Source organism: Faecalibacterium sp. Marseille-P9590 (assembly GCF_017377665.1).
Classification (GTDB): domain Bacteria; phylum Bacillota; class Clostridia; order Oscillospirales; family Ruminococcaceae; genus Faecalibacterium.
The window spans coordinates 101,241-120,577 of the sequence record NZ_JAFREF010000003.1 but is presented as its reverse complement, the minus strand read 5'-3'; the positions used below and the strand labels follow the sequence as shown (position 1 = coordinate 120,577).

The window sequence follows — 19,337 nt, the reverse complement described above, 5'->3', positions numbered from 1 at the left end:
GCGCTAACGCGCTGCCACTGCCCGGGTTGCGGCACCCAGCATCCGCAGCGCTTTGCTTGCGTCTTGCTGGCCGCGGCCCCAACAACGACTCCCTGTTTCCGCCACTGGCGGCGGTCGTCGTTGTTGCTCCTATCGAGGAGAGGCCTTGGCATTTCGTAAAGCCTGCCCTCTTCGCCAGAGGCTCCCCTCGGTAGGGGAGCTGTCTGCGAAGCAGACTGAGAGGTTGAGACCGTCTCACAAAATCAATGTGAGATGGTCTCTTTTCTTTTTTGATTTGTTCGTTGTATCCAACTGTTTGTGAGAGATGCACAAATATATCAGCTTCGATTTGTGAGGGAAAAACCGAATATCCACACCATTCGACCGATTATCGCAACGGTCTTGCGAAAGAAAAAGTCTTTGATAAAATAATAGCGAAAGACAGAAAAACGACCGCACAACAGAGAAAACGCTACAGATACACGGGAGGAAAACGAATGCGAAGCATCGCCAAGCTCATGCAGGACTGGCAGTTCACCGGGCCGGACGGCAAGACCACTCTGGTGGAGCTGCCCCACACTTGGAACGCAAAAGACGGCCAGGACGGCGGCAACGATTACTGGCGCGGCACCTGCACCTACAGCACCACCTTTGCCGCTCCGGCGTTTGACGCAGCTTCGCAGGAAGTCTGGCTGCAGTTCGAGGGCGTCAATTCCAGCGCCAAAGTTCTGCTGAACGGCAGGAACATCTGCACCCACGACGGCGGCTACTCCACCTTCCGTGTCCATGTCTCCGACCTGCTGGCAAAAGACAACCAGCTCACCGTCGAGGTGGACAACAGCATCAACGACCGCGTCTACCCCCAGAAGGCCGACTTCACCTTTTACGGCGGCATCTACCGCGACATCAGCCTGATGGTGGTCAGCAAAAACCACATCGCTCTGGGTCACTTCGGCGACACCGGCGTCAAGATCACCCCCGCCCTCAAGGACGGCAAGGCTGACATCCGGGTCGAGACCCTCGTCGAAGGCGAGGGCGCTGTCTCCGTCGAGCTGCAGGACGCAGCCGGAAGCATCGTGGCCAGGGCTGAGGGCGCAGACGCTCAGCTCCACCTCGACGCTCCCCACCTCTGGGACGGCGTGAAGGACCCCTATCTCTACACCTGTGTCGTCCGCCTGAGCAGCGACGGCACCGTGGTGGACGAAGTTTCCACCCGCGTGGGTCTGCGCACCTTCTCGGTGGACTCCAGGAACGGCTTCTTCCTCAATGGCCGTCCCTATCCGCTCCACGGCGTCTCCCGCCATCAGGACCGCAAGGGTGTGGGCAACGCTATCACCCGCGAGATGCACGATGAGGATATGGCCCTCATCCGGGAGCTGGGTGCCAACACCATCCGGCTGGCCCACTACCAGCACGACCAGTACTTCTACGACCTCTGTGACCAGTACGGCATGGTGGTCTGGGCTGAGATCCCCTACATCTCCGAGCACCTGCCCAATGGCCGCGCCAACACCATCAGCCAGATGAAGGAGCTCATCTACCAGAACTACAACCACCCCTGCATCGTCTGCTGGGGCGTCTCCAATGAGATCACCATCTCCACCAAGGACAAGGCCGATATGCTCGACAATCACCGCGAGCTGAACGACCTGTGCCACAAGATGGACTCCACCCGCCTGACCACGCTGGCCTGCTACGCCATGTGCGGCCCCTTCAACCCGGTGGCCCACATCACCGACCTCGTCAGCTGGAACCTCTACCTCGGCTGGTATGTGCCGGGCCTGTTCCTGAACGATCTGTGGATGGACTTCTTCCATCTGGTCTACCCGGGCCGTCCTCTGGGCTTCTCCGAGTACGGTGCCGAGGGTATGCCGAACCTCCACAGCTCGAAGCCCCGCCGCGGCGACCACACCGAAGAGTATCAGGCAAAGTATCACGAGTACATGCTCCGCTGCTTCGACCGGCATAAGTGGATGTGGGCGACCCACGTCTGGAATATGTTCGACTTTGCAGCCGACGCCCGCGACCAGGGCGGCGAGCCGGGCATGAACCATAAGGGCCTCGTCACCTTCGACCGGAAGACCCGGAAGGACAGCTTCTACCTCTACAAGGCATGGTGGAGCGACGAGAACTTTGTCCACATCTGCTCCAAGCGGTTCACCGACCGCACGGAGAGCGAGATGGAAGTGAAGGTCTACTCCAACCAGAAGTCCGTCGCCCTCTACGTCAACGGCGAGAAGGCCGGCGAGCAGACCGGCGAGCACGTCTTCAGCTTCCGTGTGCCGCTGACCGGCGAGATCGAAGTCAGGGCTGTGGCCGGTGACTGCACCGACACCGCTTCCTTCCGTCATGTGGACACCCCGAATCCCAGCTACAAGCTGGTCAAGACCAAGTCCAAGAGTGCAAACTGGGTCTGATTTGTGAAACATTCCGCCGACCGGCGGTTGTTATAGAAAAAAGGAGGAGAATCCGTGAAAAACACCAAACCGAAAGTACGGCTGTGGTCTGTTCTCACCGGTCTGACGGCTATCCTGACCGTCGCTGCCATCGTGGGCAACATCATCGCAAACCAGTACGCTACCACCATCAATGTCGCTCTGAATGCATCTACCTATAAGATCATCCACGGCGAGAATACCGGCGATACCGAATACTTCAAGAAGGGCTTTGCTTCCGATGAGGAGCGCGAGGCTTACGAGGCCGAACTGTGCGCGACGGTCGAGGCCGAGGGCGCAGCTCTGCTGAAGAACGAGAACAATGCCCTGCCTCTGGCCAGCGGCGCTAAGGTCAGCCTGTTCGGCCACGGCTCTGTGGACCTGATGTACGGCGGCACCGGCTCCGGCTCTGTCGATACCAGCAAGGCTCCCAACCTCAAGCAGGCTCTGGAAGCTCAGGGCATCACCATCAACCAGACCCTGTGGGATCTGTACAGCTCTGACTCCATGATGAGCAAGTACAGCCGCATGACCCCCGCTTCCATCTCCGATACTCTGGAGGCAAACACCCAGTACGCTGTCAACGAGGCTCCCTGGAGCGCTCTGTCCAGCGCTGAGTCCAGCTTTGCTGAGTACGGCGACGCTGCGATCGTGGTCCTCTCCCGCTCCGGCGGTGAGGGCGCAGACCTTCCCAGCGGCGAGAATGGCACCAGCGACAGCTGGATCTCCGGTCAGGAGGGCGACGGCAACTACCTCGCTCTGTCCTCTGAAGAGATCGAGCTGCTGAAGAACCTGAAGGCTCTGAAGGACAACGGTACCTTCAAGAACATCGTCGTCCTCATCAACAGCTCCAACGCCATCGAGCTGGACTTCCTCAACCCCGAGATCTGCGGTGAGGACTACGGCATCGACGCTGCTATGTGGATCGGCGACGTGGGCCAGACCGGCATCAACGGTGTGGGCCAGCTGCTGTCCGGCGCTGTCACCCCCTCCGGCTCTCTGGTCGATACCTATCTGTACGACAACATGGCAAACCCCGCTATGTACAACTTCTACACCCAGGCTTACCCCAACGCAGCAGAGTACAACCTGCTGACCGAGGGTGCTGACGTGCAGGGTATGTACAGTGTCTATCAGGAAGGCATCTACCTGGGCTACCGTTACTTCGAGACCCGTTACGAGGATGTCGTCATGGGTACCGCCAAGGCTGGCGATTACAACTGGGCAACCACCGTTGCTTACCCCTTCGGTTACGGCGACAGCTACACTACCTTCGCATACTCCAACTTCAACGTGACCGAGTCTGACGATGCCTTCACCGTCACCCTGAAGGTCACCAACACCGGCAAGACCTTCTCCGGCAAGGAGACCGTCCAGATCTACTTCCAGTCTCCCTACACCGCTTACGACAAGGCAAACGGCATCGAGAAGGCTGCTGCTGAGCTGTGCGGCTTCGCAAAGACCGACGTGCTGGCTCCCGGCGCTTCTGAGGACGTGACCATCACTGTCCCGAAGAGCGAGCTGCGCACCTACGACGCGAACAACGCCAAGACCTACATCGTGGACGCTGGTGACTACTACTTCACCGCTGCCACCGATTCCCACAACGCAGTCAACAACATCCTGGCTGCCAAGGGCTATACTGTCGAGAACACCAATGGCCGCATGACCGAGAACGGCAACACCGACCTCGTCTGGAAGTGGACCAACGACACCCTCGACACCACCACCTTCTCCACCGGCGCAAATGGCACCGCCATCACCAACCTGTTTGACGAGTCCGACCCCAACAAGAGCAGCGATGCTCCCGGCAGTGTGACCTGGATGAGCCGCTCCGACTGGACCGGCACCATCCCCACTGCTCCTGCACAGCTGACCGCCAACGAGACTCTGGCTGCAAGCCTCGCCTTCACCAAGTACGACGGCTCTGAGGCCAACAGCGTCGAGATGCCCACTCTGGGCGCCAAGAACGGCCTGACCCTCGCTTCCATGATCGGCAAGGACTTCGATGATCCCGAGTGGGATACCCTGCTGGACCAGCTGACCTACAGCGAGATGGTCAACACCATCACCCTCGGCTTCCACAACACCGCAGCCGCTGCCTCCATCGGCAAGACTGCTACCAAGGACGAGAACGGCCCTCAGGGTCTGACCGCTGCCCTGACCGGTGGTGCATCCGCAATGTGCTACACCTCCGAGGATGTCATGGCTGCTACCTTCAATGTTGACCTCATCAACGAGGTCGGCAGGTGCATCGGCGAGGACTGCCTGGCCATGGGTTACTCCGGCCTGTACGGCCCCGGCATCAATATGCACCGCACCGCTTACTCCGGCCGTAACTTCGAGTACTACTCTGAGGACCCGTTCGTGGCTGGCACCATCTGCGCTGCTGAGGTGCAGGGCATCCAGTCCAAGGGTGTCTACGTCTACCTGAAGCACGTCGCCCTGAACGACTCCGAGACCAGCCGCCGCGGTGTCAACACCTGGCTGAACGAGCAGACCGCTCGTGAGATCTATCTGGAAGTCGCTGACAAGGCCATCACCGATGGCGGCGCCTGGAGCGTTATGACCGGCTTCAACCGCTGGGGTGCTACCTGGTGCGGCGCTAACGCCAACCTGCTGACCGGCTTCCTGCGCGGCGAGCTGGGTATGCGCGGCATGTGCATCACCGACTTCTCCGGTTCCAGCCAGTACATGGACCTGGTGGACGGCCTCATCGCCGGCTCTGACATCTGGGACAGCCCGATGCCCAAGATCCACACCACCAAGGCTGCAAACTATGAGAACGATGCCTACATCGTCACTCAGATGCGCAATGCGATGCACCACATCCTCTACACCGTGGTCAACTCCAACGCCATGAACGGCTGGGCTTCCACCGATACCCTGAAGACCATCACCCCGTGGTGGCAGACCGCCATCTATGCGCTCATCGCAGTGCTGGCCGTCCTGACCATCCTGTGCGCATGGCAGCTGAGCAAGGCCCTCAAGGCGAAGAAGAGCATGGTCGATACCGCTCCCGCAGCTGACCAGAAGTAATTCCGGCGCAGATTTCCGCAACTGTTAAAAACGAATGGCAGCCTGTCCCCCAGAACGGCGGGCAGGCTGTCGTTTTTTATAAGAAAAAAGGAGACACCGCAAATGGGTGAACAAACCGCAAAGGCGCCGGGCCTGAACCGCGCCAAGACCTACCAGCTGGTGCTGTTCCCGCTGAACAACGGCGCAACGAACGTGTACTATGTGCTGGTGCTTTCCTACATCGCCACCTTCGGCAGCAAGGTGCTGGCCCTGTCCATGATCTTCGCTTCGGTCATGGTCACCGGTATGCGCCTGTTCGACGCGATCACCGACCCCATCATCGGCGCCCTGATGGACCGCACCAACGGCAAGTTCGGCAAGTTCCGGCCCTTCATGGTCATCGGCAACCTCATCATGGCAGCCAGCATCCTCGTGCTGTACTGCCTGACCCCGCTCATCCCCGCCAGCTCGATGTTCCTGCGCTATGCGGCTTTCGTGGCTCTGTACGCAGTCTGGGTCATCGGCTACACCTTCCAGACCAGCTGCACCCGTTCCGGCCAGACCGTTCTGACCAACGACCCCAAGCAGCGCCCCCTGTTCACCATTTTCAACACCGTCGGCTCTCTGCTGGGCATGGGTGCGATGCAGTTCTTCGCCCCCATCCTCGCCAAAAACTATGAGGGCGGCTACGCCTCTGTCGGTTTCTTCCGCACCCTGGCTCCTGTGGGCATCGTCATCTCCATCCTCCTCACCATTCTGGCCATCATCGGCATCTGGGAGAAGGACCAGCCCAAGTACTTCGGCATCGGCGGCGAGGTCAGCGAGAAGGTCAAGCTGCACGAGTACGTCCAGATCATCAAGAACAATAACCCCATGCAGCGTCTGATGGTGGCTGGTGCCGGCTGCAAGCTGGCTCTCTCCATCGCCACCAACACCACCGTCCTGTGTATGCTGTACGGCTGCATGATGGGCAACTATGACGGCTTGTACCTGCCCATGATGGTGCTGGGCTACGTCTTCAGCGTGCCCTTCTTCCTGCTCACCGTCCGCACCAGCCAGAAGGAGGGCCAGAAGGCCAGCCTGATGAAGTACGTCAGTGTGGCATTTATCTGCTACATCGGCGTGCTGGTGCTGCTGCTGCTCTGGGGCCGCAGCGACGCCTTCACCCTGTCCATCATGGGTGACAACGGCCTGTCCATCAACCTCTACACCATCCTCTTCATCGCATTCTTCGGCATCGGCTACGGCGCATACTACGCCACCGCTGATATGCCCATCCCCATGGTCGCCGACTGCTCCGACTACGAGACTTACCGCAGCGGCAACTACATCCCCGGCATCATGGGTACGCTGTTCAGTCTGGTGGATAAGCTGGTGTCCAGCCTGTCCGCTACCGTCGTCGGCATCGCTGTGAGCTTCATCGGCCTCGAGAGCCTGCCCACCCAATACGACCCCTACACCCTCGGTATGAACTGGGTGGTCATCGTGCTGTTCTGCATCATCCCGATGGTGGCCTGGGCCGCTACCCTTATCGCCATGAAGGGCTACACCCTGACCGGCGAGAAGATGAAGGAGATCCAGGCGGTCAACGCCTGCCGCCGCGACGCTGTGGCCAACGGCATGAAGCTGGAAGAGGCCATGACCAAGTGGCAGAGCATGGACCAGCTGCCCGCCGAGTACCGCAGCTGAGCCTGTAAAGAGGAAGAACATGGAACAGAATGTACTGAACACTGACCTGACCGGCAAGGTGGCCGTCGTCACGGGCGCAAGCGGCACCCTGTGCTCCATCTTCGCCAAGGCTCTGGCCCGGGCAGGCGCAAAAGTCGCCCTGCTGGGACGCAATATGGAGAAGCTCAAGGCTCTGGCCGACGAGATCGAGGCCGAGGGCGGCATCGCCAGGGGCTACACCTGCAACGTCATGAACAAGGCCAACTGCCTGCAGGTGGCTGAGGACGTGATGGCAGAGCTTGGCCCCTGCGATATTCTGGTGAACGGTGCCGGCGGCAACAACGCCCGCGCCAACACGGACAAAGAGTATTTCGAGATGGCCGACCTCGAGGACGATACCGTGACCTTCTTCGACCTCGACGAGAGTGGTGTAGAGATGGTGTTCAACCTGAACTTCATCGGCACCCTGCTGCCCATCCAGGCTTTCGCCCGCCAGATGGTGGGCCGCCCGGGCTGCAACATCCTCAACATCTCCAGCATGAACGCTTATCTGCCCCTGACCAAGATACCGGCCTACTCCGGCTCCAAGGCCGCTGTGACCAACTTCACCCAGTGGCTGGCCGTCCATTTCAGCAAGGTCGGCATCCGGGTGAACGCCATCGCTCCGGGCTTCTTCGCCAGCGAGCAGAACGCCAGCCTCCTCTACAATGAGGACGGCACCCCGACGGCCCGTACCAACAAAATCCTCGCTGCGACCCCCATGGGCCGCTTCGGCGACAGCGAAAAGGACCTTGTGGGCGCACTGCTGTTCCTGCTGAACAATGACGCTGCCGGTTTCATCACCGGCATCTGCCTGCCCATCGATGGCGGCTTCTCCGCCTATTCGGGCGTGTAAAAACACAAAAAAGCTCCGGTTTTCGTACGAAAGCCGGAGCTTTTTTGTGCTTTTCAGGACTCTTTTTCTACATTCTGTTGTTTCTGCTCGATTTTTTCCATATAGCGCCAGAGGGTCGTGCGGCTGATGCCTAGCTGACGGGCAGCGGCGGCGCGGTTTCCGCCGTGGGCGGCGACGGTCTGTTGGACGACATCGCGGATGACCTCTTCGAGGGTCTGCTCACTGGGCTTGCGGGCAGAAGCCGGCTGCGGCACGGCCCGCAGAGTCCGCTCTTTGGAGAGCATATCGGCCACCGTCCCGGCCCGGATGTAGGGGCCGTCCGACAGGGCGGCGAGGGCGCGCAGGACGTTCTTGAACTGGGTGTAATTGTTGGGCCAGGGGTACTGGCGGAGCATCTCGATGGCCCGGGGCTCGAAGCCCGAGAGCTGCTTGCCCAGCTCGAGGTTCAGGCTGTTGAGGTAGAGGCTGGACAGAGATGGGATCTCGTCGGAGCGGCTGCGCAGGGAGGGCAGGGGAAGGGCCAGTGAACCCAGCCGCTCACTGAAATGCCGCAGCACCTCCGGCACCGGCTCCCCCTCGACGATGGAGCAGGAGAAGATGAGCCGCACCCGGCGGGCAAGACCGGTTTCTTCAATGGCGGCAAGAAGCTCTGAACTCCACTGGGGCGAGATGGACTCAAAATTCTGGAAGTAGATGGTGTTTCCGGTGGCGCTGAGAGGGGAGTTGTAGTGGTTGAGCAGGAAATCCCAGGTCTTCTCATTCAGCAGCGCACAGTTCACCACGATGAAGGGGTGGTTTGCAAGGGAGCTGTGCAGATAGAGGTAGCGTGCGATCTGCTCTTTGCCGGTGCCGGGCTCGCCGTAGATGAATACCGGCTGGCGCAGCAGGGCGAGGGAGCGTATCTCGGCCGCCTGGGTACCCATCGCGCCGCTGAGGCTGTAGAAGCTGTTGGCGAAGAGGTATTCGCACTCGCCCTTGTTCAGGGTGCGCAGGCCGGGACGGCTGGAATGGAGCGGGATGCGGGCCGGAACACAGTAGAACAGATACCGCTGGACGTTGTTCATCAGCAGCTGCTGGGCGGTGATGCTGTAGAGCTGGTCCCGCTCGGTGTAGTAAAAGCGGAGGTTGCCGCTGGCCGGTATCTCCCGGATGTGGGACTGAAGGACGCTGCTCAGCTCCGCCGGGACTTCGGAGATGCTGCTGTAGAAGAGGTCGCCGTTGGACTCCATGACGATGACGCGGCCATTCTGGCCCTGAGTGATGCTGCGGAGGAACAGGTTCTCCTGCCGCAGATAGCCGAACCAGGAGCTGATGCTCACGGCCTGGTCGATGGCGGCGTGGAGGCTTTCGACGCCGGAGGTGATGAGGAAAGCGTCGAAGCCCATCTCCCGGGCGATAGTGTGGGTGACCATGTCACAGACCACCATCCGGTAGCCGCCCTGCTGCAGGCGCTCCAGAGTGTGGCGCACTTCAGCAGCGTTGTTCACGGTGAGGATGTCGAGGTTGAAGTCCAGCAGACTGCACAGGGTGTGGGCCGGTTCGGTGATGGAGGGGAAGCCCACGATGGCGTAGAGGCTGGAATAATTCTCGGCCAGCTTCATGGTGCGCAGCACGTCGTACACCGAGATGTGGATGTCCACCACCGGCAGGTCGGTCACCTGCCGGATGAGGGCGGCGGTGCCGCCGCGGGAGATGATGCAGTCGTAGGAGTTGGGGGGCATCTGCTGCACGATGGCCTGCCCGTCTTCCAGGTCGCCGGTGTAAATGTCCATTTCGACATTGGGATAAGCCTGTGCCGCCTGCTCCATCGCAGTGCGCATTCCGTCGTAGGGGGCGATGCCCAGAATACGGGTGTGAGTCTCTATCACAACGGACACCTCCGTTCATATTTGCTACTATTCTAGCAAACAAACGCCCGAAAATCAAACAAAGACTGTTCCAATTTGAAACGGTTTAAGACTTTATAACCAAAAAACTTAATCGATGTTTCAAATTAAAACGGAAAAGACCGCTCGTTTCCATGCACGCCGTGTCAAAATAAGGCATAATGGTATCAAGAGAATAAATCATGAGAGGAGGAGCAACCTATGCTGCTTCTGCTGATCCTTGCAGATGACTTTACAGGCGCGCTGGACACGGGCGTCCAGTTCGCCGCCTGCGGCATCCCCACTCGCGTCGTGGTCGGAGAGCAGGTGGATTTTGCAGCCAATGACGCCGCTGTGCTGGTGGTGGACACCGAGACGCGCCATCTGCCCGCTGCAGAGGCCTACGCCGTCATCGCAAAATTGACCCGGGAGGCGATGAGTGCGGGCGTTTTCAGCATCTATAAAAAGACAGACTCCGCTCTGCGCGGAAACATCGGCGCAGAGCTTTCGGCCCTGCTCAAAACCAGCGGGGAGCGCCGGCTGCCGTTCCTGCCGGCCTTCCCCCAGATCGACCGTGTGACCCGGGACGGAGTACATTATATCAGCGGCGTGCCTGTGACTGAGAGCCCCTTCGGCATCGACCCCTTCGAGCCGGTGCGCCACGCCAGGGTGACTGAGCTCATCGGGGAGCAGACCGATGTGCCTGCCCACAGCTTCCCGACCCTGAAAGAGGGTGAGGCTGTGCCGGAGCAGGAGGGCATCCTGGTCTTTGACGCCGGGAGCCTTGACGACCTTGCGTCCACGGGCCGCGCCCTGTTCCAGAATGGCAAGCCCCGCCTGATGGCAGGCTGTGCCGGCTTTGCAGCGCTGCTGCCCGACCTGATGAAGATGACCGAGCGCAGGACGGTCACCATACCGAAGCTGGACCCCCGTCTGCTGGTGGTCTGCGGAAGCGTCAACTCCATCACCCTGCGCCAGCTGGATGTGGCTGAACAGAACGGCTTCTCCCGCCTGCGCCTGACCCCGCGCCAGAAGCTGGACCCCGGCTATTGGGAGAGCGAGAACGGCAAAGAGGCCCTGCAGGGCATCAATGAGATGCTGGCCGCGAATCCCCGCTGCATCATCGAGACCAATGACGAGGGCGGCAACCAGCCCACGGCGGATTACGCCGCCGCCCGGGGCCTCGACCTCGAGGGCATGCGGGTCGGCATCGCCAGCAGTATTGGCCATATGCTGGGCAAACTGTTCACCAGCCCCGCGCTTGGGACCCTGCTGCTCACCGGCGGCGACACGCTGTTACAGTGCATGAACTGCGTGGGCATCAAGGAGCTTGAGCCGGTGTGCGAGGTGGAAAAGGGCGTCGTGCTGGCCTGCTTCACCTACCGCGGCTGCACCCGCTACGTTATCACCAAGTCGGGCGGCTTCGGCCACGAAAAACTGCTGCTCGACCTTGCAGACCGCATTGCAGCCGAGCAAACTTGAGATAGACGATGGATTCGGAGAAAACCATGGCCTATCAGAAACTTCCCGGCCTGCCCTGAGACGGTACGATCTACGAAAACGAAGAGATGGATACGCTGGAAGCTCTGCTGCTCACCGGTGTCCAGACCCGCTGATTTTTTTGAAGGAGGAAATTTGTTATGCTGACCCAGTACAATCTGAAGATGCCGCACGCAGTTTACGGCGGCGAGAACGCAATGGACAACATCACCGCCATCATCAAGGCCCGTGGTGCAAAGAAGGTGGCAATGTTCACCGACAAGGGCATTGAGGGCGCTGGCCTGTTCGCCCTGCCCGAGGAGGCTGTGAAGGCTTCCGGCGCAGAGTATTATGTTCTGGACGAGCTGCCTCCCGAACCCAGCTACATGGCTGTCCAGAAGCTGGTGGATGAGTTCAAGGCTTCCGGCGCTGACCTCATCGTGGCCTGCGGCGGCGGCTCCGTCATGGACGCGGCCAAGCTGGCAAGCGTGCTGGTGACCGATGACTACGGCGTCAAGGAGCTGCTGGACAACCCCGGTATGGCTCAGAAGTGCGTCCCCATCGTCCTCATCCCCACCACCGCCGGCACCGGCGCTGAGGTCACTCCCAACGCCATCGTCGCTGTCCCCGAGAAGGAGCTGAAGGTCGGCATCGTCAACGAGAACATGATCGCGGACTACGTCATCCTCGACGCCCGCATGATCAAGAACCTGCCCCGCAAGATCGCAGCTGCTACCGGCGTTGATGCTCTGGCACACTGCATCGAGTGCTTCACCAGCAACAAGGCCAACCCCTTCAGCGACCTGTACGCTCTGGAGGGCCTCGACCTCATCCTGAACAACATTGAGAAAGCCTGCGATGACCCCGATGCCATGGCCGAGAAGAACCGGATGCAGATCGCAGCTTACTACGGCGGTCTGGCCATCACCGCTTCCGGCACCACCGCAGTCCACGCTCTGAGCTATCCTCTGGGCGGCAAGTACCACATCGCACACGGCGTCTCCAACGCCATCCTGCTGGCTCCTGTCATGCGCTTCAACAGCGAGCATCCGGCTGTCAAAGAGCGTCTGGCTGTGGCTTATGACCGCTGCTGCCACGAGAACAAGACCTGCACCACCGTGGACGAGAAGGCTGCATGGATGATCGCCCGCCTCGAAGCGATCGTCAAGCATCTGGACATCCCTACCAGCCTGAAGGAGTTCGGCGTCCCCGCTGAGGACCTCGAGGGTCTGGTCGAGTCCGGTATGCAGGTGCAGCGCCTGCTGGTGAACAATATGCGCCCCGTCACCGCTGACGACGCCCGCAAACTGTATCAGGAGATCATGTAATAGAAAAGGAGAACACGTTATGAAGACCAGCGACATCAAAGGCATTATCCCTCCGGTAATTACCCCGATGAACAACGATGACGAGCAGACCGTCAACCACGAGGCTCTGCGTCAGCAGGTCGAGCGTCTGCTGGCAGGCGGCGTCCACGGCATGTTCCCTCTGGGCACCAACGGCGAGGCTTACGCCCTCTCTTTTAAGGAGAAGGAAGAGATCCTGGCTACCGTCATCGACCAGGTCAAGGGCCGCGTCCCCGTTTACGCAGGCACCGGCTGCATCACCACCGCCGAGACCATCCGCATGAGCAAGCGCGCCGAGGAGATGGGCGCAGATGCACTGTCCATCATCACCCCCAGCTTCGCACTGGCTTCCCAGAAAGAGCTGTACGACCACTATGTGGCCGTGGCAAAGCAGGTCAACATCCCCATCATCCTCTACAACATCCCGCCCCGCACCGGCAACAAGCTCCTGCCCGAGACCGTGCAGGCCCTCTGCCGTGACGTGGACGTCATCGTCGGCGCAAAGGATTCCAGCGGCGACATCGAGAACCTGAAAGCTTACATCCGCCTGACCCGTGAGCTGGACAAGGATGTGGCCATCCTCGCCGGCAACGACGGCGCTATCCTGACCTGCCTGAAAGAGGGCGGCGCAGGCGGCATTGCAGGCCGCGCCAACATCTGGCCGGCCACTGTTGCAAAGATCTACGACTGCTTCAAGGCTGGCGACCTCGAGGGCGCACAGGCCGCTCAGGACGCTATCGCCATCCTGCAGCAGACCTTTAAGTACGGCAACCCCAACACCATCATCAAGACTGCTGTCGCCCTGCAGGGCCACAACGTCGGCAAGTGCCGCGCCCCCTTCAACTACGTCCCCGAAGAGGGTCTGGAAGCCATCAAGAAGGTCCTGGCCGAGAACGCTGCCAAGGGCCTGAACTGAGAAGAGCAAGGATCTCGAGGGTCTGGTCGAGTCCGGTATGCGGGTGCAGCGTCTGCTGGTGAACAATATGCGCCCCATCACCGCTGACGACGCCCGTAAACTGTATCAGGAGACCATGTAAGAGAAAAGGAGAACAGGCTATGAAGACCAGCGACATCAGAGGCATTATCCCTCCGGTGATCACCCCCATGAACAATGACCCCGAGCAGACCGTCAACCACGAGGCTCTGCGGCAGCAGGTCGAGCGCCTGCTGGCAGGCGGCGTCCACGGCATGTTCCCTTTGGGTACCAACGGCGAGGCTTATGCCCTCTCTTTTAAGGAGAAGGAAGAAGTCCTGGCTACCGTCATCGACCAGGTCAAGGGCCGCGTCCCCATTTACGCAGGCACCGGCTGCATCACCACCGCCGAGACCATCCGCATGAGCAGGCGCGCCGAAGAGATGGGCGCAGATGCCCTGTCCATCATCACCCCCAGCTTCGCACTGGCTTCCCAGAAGGAGCTGTACGACCACTATGTGGCTGTGGCAAAGCAGGTCAACATCCCCATCATCCTCTACAACATCCCGCCCCGCACCGGCAACAAGCTCCTGCCCGAGACCGTGCAGGCCCTCTGCCGTGACGTGGACGTCATCGTCGGCGCAAAGGACTCCAGCGGAGACACCGAGAACCTGAAGGCCTACATCCGCCTGACCCGTGAGCTGGACAAGGACGTTGCCATCTTCGCGGGCAAAGACGACGCGATCCTGACCTGCCTGAAGGAGGGCGGTGCAGGCGGTATTGCAGGCCGTGCCAACATCTGGCCTGCTACCGTCGTAAAAATCTACGACTGCTTCAAGGCTGGCGACCTCGAGGGCGCACAGGCCGCTCAGGACGCCGTCGCTATCCTGCAGCAGACCTACAAGTACGGCAATCCCCACACCATCATCAAGACCGCTGTGGCTCTGCAGGGCCACAACGTCGGCAAGTGCCGCGCCCCCTTCAACTACGTCCCCGAAGAGGGTCTGGAAGCCATCAAGAAGGTCCTGGCCGAGAACGCTGCCAAGGGCCTGAACTGAGAAGAGCAAGGAGAGCACTGTTATGAATAAACCTATCGTTGGCATTACGATGGGCGATCCCGCCGGCTCCGGCCCGGAGATCACCATCAAGGCTCTGGCAGATCCGGAGCAGTATACCTACTGCCGCCCCATCGTTGTGGGCGACGTGAAGGTGTTCGAGCAGGCCAGGAAGTTCGTTGGCCGTGAGGACATCGTCATCCACCGCTGCGACAAGGTGTCGGATGCTCTGTTCACCCCCGGAACCATCGACGTGCTGCACCTCGACCTCATCGAAGACATCAACAAGTTCGAGATGGCAAAGGTGAGCGTGGAGGGCGGCAACGCAGCCTTCCAGTGCGTCAAGAAGGTCATCGAGCTGGCCATGGCCGGTGAGGTGGATGCTACCTGCACCAACGCCCTGAACAAGGAAGCCATGAACAAGGCTCTGGAATACTATCACGGCGAGAAGTCGGACGGCTACACCCATTTCGACGGCCACACCGAGATTTACGCCACCTACACCCACACCAAGAAGTACACCATGATGCTGGCCCACCACGACCTGCGCGTGGTCCACGTCTCCACCCATGTCTCCCTGCGCGAAGCCTGCGACCGGGTCAAGAAAGAGCGTGTGCTGGAAGTCATCGAGATCGCCAATAAGGCCTGCAAGGATATGGGCATCGAGAACCCCCGCATCGCGGTGGCCGGCCTGAACCCCCACTGCGGCGAGAACGGCCTGTTCGGCCGCGAGGAGATCGAGGAGATCACCCCGGCCATCGAGGCTGCTAAGGCCGAGGGCATCACCGGCGTTGTCGGCCCCTGCCCGCCGGACAGCGTTTTCTCGCAGGCCATCGGCGGCTGGTACGACATCGTGGTCTGCATGTACCACGATCAGGGCCATATCCCCCTCAAGACCGTGGGCTTCGTCTACGACCGTGAGAAGCAGGAGTGGAAGGCTGTGGAGGGCGTCAATGTCACGCTGGGCCTGCCCATCATCCGCGCCAGCGTGGACCACGGCACCGACTTCTACCATGCAGGCAAGGGCAACGGCAATGAGCTGAGCCTTGTCAACGCCATCAAGTATGCCGTCAAGATGACCGGCCGCGAGGCGTAAATTTTCCAATAGTTCCTTGCACACCCGCTTTTGCAGCTTTGCTGCGAGGCGGGTGTTTTTTTGCTTAACAGGCTGAAAGAAAAGTTCTATCCTGAAACGGATAAATCCGGGGAAGGTTGCTGAAATGTTCTAAAATGTTACACTTTTAATAGAACATTCATGAAATATCCTGGAAATGTTTCAGAATGAAACGGAAACAAGGCAATTTAGCCGTTGTAAGAGCCTGCTATTTTGAATATAATTTAGACAACAAAAACGAACAAAGACTGTGAAAAGCGGCGACGCCGCAGAAGAAGGCATGAAGTACACAGTCCGGTTCGCTACACGAGAACCCCAAGAGAAAAGGAGAACAAGATTATGAAAAAGATTTCTCGTCGCAGCTTTCTGAAGGTTTCTGGTACTATGGCAGCGGCTGGTGCTCTGGCAGCCTGCGGCGGCTCTTCCTCCACCAGCACCGCAGCTTCCAGTGAGGCAGCTCCTTCCGTTGAGGCAAAGGCTGTGGACGGTCTGCCCGATATGAGCAAAGAGACTCTGAACTTCAGCTCCGATAAGGTCGGTTCTGGCTCTTACAATATGATCGTTGCAATGTCCAAGGTGCTGGAGAAGGCTGGCGGTTTCCAGACTGTCAACGTCAACCCTGACTCTCCGGGCGGTATGGGTGCTCCTTATCTGTTTGCTTCCGGCAACACCGATCTGGCCTTCATCAACGGTGCTCCTGCAAAGTGGGCAATGGAGGAAGGCACTCTGGGCAAGCCTGCTACCAGCGGCTATGCAGCGGTCATCGGCGGCCTGACTGCTGTCTGCTACATCAACTGCGTGTCCAACGCATTCCTGCAGAAGTACAATGTCTCCACCATCGAGGAGATCTTCGAGCAGAAGCTGCCCCTGCGCATCGGCTGCTCCGCAAAGGGCTCCATGGATGCTGAGGGCGCTTACCTGCTGCTCGAGTACTTCGGCGTGACCGAGGACGACCTGAAGAGCTGGGGCGGCTCCATCACCAACCAGGGCGGCGATGCCAACGCAGACGCCATCGCGGACGGCCAGATCGACTTCTACATCGACCACACCTCTTCTGCTTCTTCCACCATGGCTCAGATCGCTACCAGCGTGGATGTCACCTTCCTGCAGTGGGGCGATGACCTGTGCAGCTGGTTCGTCAGCGAAAAGGGCTTCGACCTCATCACCATCCCGGCCAACTCCTTCAAGGGTCAGGATAAGGAGCTGACGCTGCCCGGCACTCCCGACTGCGTCTTCTGCAAAGAGAGCCTGAGCGAGGATGTCGTCTACGCCATCACCAAGAGCCTGAGCGAGAACCGCGACGCTCTGGTGGCCGAGTACAATTCCCTGTCTCCGTGGGAGCCTGAGACCGCTTGGGAAGAGATGAAGCGCGGCGGCTGCCCGCTGCATCCCGGTGCTGAGAAGTACTACAAGGAAGCAGGCTACATGAAGTAAGTTCCGGCTTTGAAAGCTTTCGGCGGAGGCGCTCCGCACGACATCAGATCTATCCTTTGACCGTAGGCAGAGGCCGGACGCTTTGCGGTGTCCGGCCTCTGCTTTCACAAGGGATAATACGGAGGGAAATATGAGCAACGAAAAAGAAACCAAGGTATCGACTCTCGACGCCAAGGCCAAGGCTCTGGCAAACGAAGAGGACGAAGATACCAAAATCGCCAAGCTGCTGAAGAATATGCCGAAATGGCGTTTCTATTCGCTGGCAGTTCTTACCGTTATCTGGACGGTGTTCCAGCTCTACATCAAGCTGGTCAAGCCCCTTGACCCGTGGTTCCAGCTGCCGCTCCATATGTGCCTTGCACTGGTCGTGGTGTGGCTGTACAATCCGATGGTCGAGAAATCCAAGAGCCACAATAAGCTGTGGTGGATCTACGACATCTTCCTCATCGCGTCCAGCTGCTTTATCTGCTGGTTCTTCCTGAGCCACGCAGAACAGCTCAACTACCGCATCTTCAATGTTGACGTTATGACCACCACCGAGGTCATCGTGGCGGTGCTTCTGGTCATCAATGTCATGGAGGCCGTCCGCCGCGTGGTCAGTATGTCCCTGTTCTGGGTCATCTGCTTCTTCCTTGCTTATGCATGGTTCGGCCAGTATATCCCCGGCCTGTTCCGCTTCTCCGGCATCAGCTTCCCCAAACTGATGGAAGTCCTGATGTACGGCGAGAATGGCATCTTCGGCTCTCCGCTGGTCACTTCTCTGGGCACCCTGTTCTACTTCCTCGTTTTCGGCACCTTCTTCTCCAACTGCGGCGGCGGCGGTGTCCTGATCGACGGCGGCATGAAGCTCAGCGATAAGACGGTCGGCGGCCCCGCAAAGGCAGCTGTCATCTCTTCTGGCCTGCTGGGCATGGTTTCTGGTTCTGCGATCGCAAATGTTTCCACCACCGGCGTTCTGACCATCCCCCTGATGAAAAAGACCGGTTATGACCCCGAAGAGGCGGCAGCAGTCGAGTCTGTTGCTTCCACCGGCGGCCAGATCATGCCCCCCATCATGGGCGCTGGCGCATTCATCATGGCCGAGATCATCGGTGTGCAGTATGCGCAGATCGCAGCAGCAGCCGTCCTGCCCGCTGTGGCCTACTTCCTCGCCGTGTTCATCCTTGTCCACATGATTGCAAAGAAGAAGGGTCTGGGCAAAGACTCCGGCGTACATTACGAAGGCAAGCCCATCCTGCCCCGCGTGTACCGTCTGCTGCCCATCATCGTTCTGGTCATCATGATCATCATGGGCTACTCTCTGCCCCGCTCCGCGATCTACTGCACCATCTTCTCCATCATCATCGCAGCGATCTCTCCTGAGACCCGCATGGGTCCCCGCAAGCTGCTCCAGACCCTGATGGACGGCGTCCGTCAGGCCGCAAATATTGCGATCCCCACCGCTGCCTGCGGCATCATGATCGGCATCGTGGTCAACTCCGGCGTTGCCGTCAAGATCGCAAAGCTCATCGGTACCTCTGGTGAGGGCAGCCTGTTCATCGCACTGCTCATCGCCGCTCTGGGCTGCCTGCTGCTGGGCATGGCACTGCCTACCGTGGCCGCTTACCTGATCGCTGTCACTCTGTTCGCGTCGGCTATCCAGGGTCTGGGCATCTCCGCTCTGGTCACCAATATGTTCATCTTCTACTTCGGTGTCGTGGCTCAGATCACTCCTCCCGTCTGTCTGGCATCCTTTACTGCAGCAGGCATCGCGGGTGCAAGCGCATGGAAGACCGGCTGGAAGGCATTCTCCTTCGCCATCACCGCTTTCATCGTCCCCTTTGCATTCGTGTATCGTCCCGCTATCCTGCTGGAAGGCACGATGGTGGAGATCATCATTGCATACTGCATCGTCATTGCAGCCACCTATCTGCTGGCCTGCGGCATCGCTGGCTACCTGTTCCGTCCCCTGAAGATGTGGGAGCGCATCGCCTGCTATGTCGTGGCCTTCATCTTCATCCTACCCAGCTCCATGTCTGATATTATCGGCATTGCTGGATGCGCACTCATCATGGCTTACTGCTTCATGACGGGCAAGAAGAACGCCAATAAGGCACAGCCTGCCTGATAAGCGGTCCTTCCGAAAACCTTCTTCAT

The 19,337-nt window shown here is 59.5% G+C and carries 12 protein-coding genes; 11 read left to right on the top strand and 1 reads right to left on the bottom strand.

The window, feature by feature from the left end; translation table 11 throughout:
* Nucleotides 1-476 precede the first annotated feature (476 nt).
* From J3349_RS05510 to J3349_RS05495, 4 genes are all read left to right on the top strand, one after another.
* The gene (locus J3349_RS05510; RefSeq protein WP_207676700.1) at nt 477-2,396 is read left to right on the top strand and encodes a glycoside hydrolase family 2 TIM barrel-domain containing protein; all 1,920 of its coding nucleotides are present in this window, start codon (nt 477-479) and stop codon (nt 2,394-2,396) included.
* 54 nt (nt 2,397-2,450) lie between these two features.
* A complete protein-coding gene (locus J3349_RS05505; RefSeq protein ID WP_207676699.1) occupies nt 2,451-5,453 on the top strand; it encodes a glycoside hydrolase family 3 protein in 3,003 nt (1,000 codons plus the stop codon).
* Nucleotides 5,454-5,555: 102 nt separating this feature from the next.
* Nucleotides 5,556-7,121: an MFS transporter gene (locus J3349_RS05500; protein WP_207676698.1), complete on the top strand. Its 1,566-nt coding sequence runs from the start codon at nt 5,556-5,558 to the stop codon at nt 7,119-7,121.
* Nucleotides 7,122-7,140: 19 nt separating this feature from the next.
* Nucleotides 7,141-7,995, top strand: a complete 855-nt coding sequence (locus J3349_RS05495; RefSeq protein ID WP_207676697.1) for an SDR family oxidoreductase — start codon at nt 7,141-7,143, stop codon at nt 7,993-7,995.
* Between the two features lie 53 nt (nt 7,996-8,048).
* On the opposite strand, the gene J3349_RS05490 is transcribed toward J3349_RS05495, so the two are convergent.
* Nucleotides 8,049-9,863, bottom strand: a complete 1,815-nt coding sequence (locus tag J3349_RS05490; protein WP_207676696.1) for a sigma-54-dependent transcriptional regulator — start codon at nt 9,861-9,863, stop codon at nt 8,049-8,051.
* Between the two features lie 219 nt (nt 9,864-10,082).
* Between J3349_RS05490 and J3349_RS05485 the strand changes: the two genes are divergently transcribed.
* The 7 genes from J3349_RS05485 (at nt 10,083) to J3349_RS05455 (ending at nt 19,308) form a co-directional block, all read left to right on the top strand.
* A complete protein-coding gene (locus J3349_RS05485) occupies nt 10,083-11,342 on the top strand; it encodes a four-carbon acid sugar kinase family protein (protein ID WP_207676695.1) in 1,260 nt (419 codons plus the stop codon).
* A 158-nt stretch (nt 11,343-11,500) separates the two neighbouring features.
* Nucleotides 11,501-12,667: an iron-containing alcohol dehydrogenase gene (locus J3349_RS05480; protein ID WP_158395233.1), complete on the top strand. Its 1,167-nt coding sequence runs from the start codon at nt 11,501-11,503 to the stop codon at nt 12,665-12,667.
* A gap of 19 nt (nt 12,668-12,686) precedes the next feature.
* Nucleotides 12,687-13,601 carry a 4-hydroxy-tetrahydrodipicolinate synthase gene (dapA, locus tag J3349_RS05475; RefSeq protein WP_158395232.1) on the top strand — a complete coding sequence of 305 codons (915 nt, stop codon included), beginning with the start codon at nt 12,687-12,689 and terminating at the stop codon, nt 13,599-13,601.
* A gap of 140 nt (nt 13,602-13,741) precedes the next feature.
* Complete coding sequence (gene dapA, locus J3349_RS05470; RefSeq protein WP_207676694.1) at nt 13,742-14,656, top strand: 4-hydroxy-tetrahydrodipicolinate synthase; 915 nt, start codon at nt 13,742-13,744, stop codon at nt 14,654-14,656.
* Nucleotides 14,657-14,678: 22 nt separating this feature from the next.
* Nucleotides 14,679-15,749, top strand: coding sequence for a 4-hydroxythreonine-4-phosphate dehydrogenase PdxA (pdxA, locus tag J3349_RS05465; RefSeq protein ID WP_158395230.1), 1,071 nt, complete (start codon nt 14,679-14,681; stop codon nt 15,747-15,749).
* A gap of 357 nt (nt 15,750-16,106) precedes the next feature.
* Nucleotides 16,107-17,201, top strand: a complete 1,095-nt coding sequence (locus J3349_RS05460; RefSeq protein ID WP_158395229.1) for a TAXI family TRAP transporter solute-binding subunit — start codon at nt 16,107-16,109, stop codon at nt 17,199-17,201.
* Nucleotides 17,202-17,331: 130 nt separating this feature from the next.
* The gene (locus J3349_RS05455) at nt 17,332-19,308 is read left to right on the top strand and encodes a TRAP transporter fused permease subunit (protein WP_242699525.1); all 1,977 of its coding nucleotides are present in this window, start codon (nt 17,332-17,334) and stop codon (nt 19,306-19,308) included.
* Nucleotides 19,309-19,337 lie beyond the last annotated feature (29 nt).

Excerpts from the sequence above, each read along its gene's own strand:
- J3349_RS05510 (WP_207676700.1), top strand. The coding sequence starts at position 477 with ATGCGAAGCATCGCCAAGCTCATGCAGGACTGGCAGTTCACCGGGCCG.
- J3349_RS05500 (WP_207676698.1), top strand. The coding sequence starts at position 5,556 with ATGGGTGAACAAACCGCAAAGGCGCCGGGCCTGAACCGCGCCAAGACC.
- J3349_RS05495 (WP_207676697.1), top strand. The coding sequence starts at position 7,141 with ATGGAACAGAATGTACTGAACACTGACCTGACCGGCAAGGTGGCCGTC.
- J3349_RS05485 (WP_207676695.1), top strand. The coding sequence starts at position 10,083 with ATGCTGCTTCTGCTGATCCTTGCAGATGACTTTACAGGCGCGCTGGAC.
- J3349_RS05480 (WP_158395233.1), top strand. The coding sequence starts at position 11,501 with ATGCTGACCCAGTACAATCTGAAGATGCCGCACGCAGTTTACGGCGGC.
- dapA (WP_158395232.1), top strand. The coding sequence starts at position 12,687 with ATGAAGACCAGCGACATCAAAGGCATTATCCCTCCGGTAATTACCCCG.
- dapA (WP_207676694.1), top strand. The coding sequence starts at position 13,742 with ATGAAGACCAGCGACATCAGAGGCATTATCCCTCCGGTGATCACCCCC.
- pdxA (WP_158395230.1), top strand. The coding sequence starts at position 14,679 with ATGAATAAACCTATCGTTGGCATTACGATGGGCGATCCCGCCGGCTCC.
- J3349_RS05460 (WP_158395229.1), top strand. The coding sequence starts at position 16,107 with ATGAAAAAGATTTCTCGTCGCAGCTTTCTGAAGGTTTCTGGTACTATG.
- J3349_RS05455 (WP_242699525.1), top strand. The coding sequence starts at position 17,332 with ATGAGCAACGAAAAAGAAACCAAGGTATCGACTCTCGACGCCAAGGCC.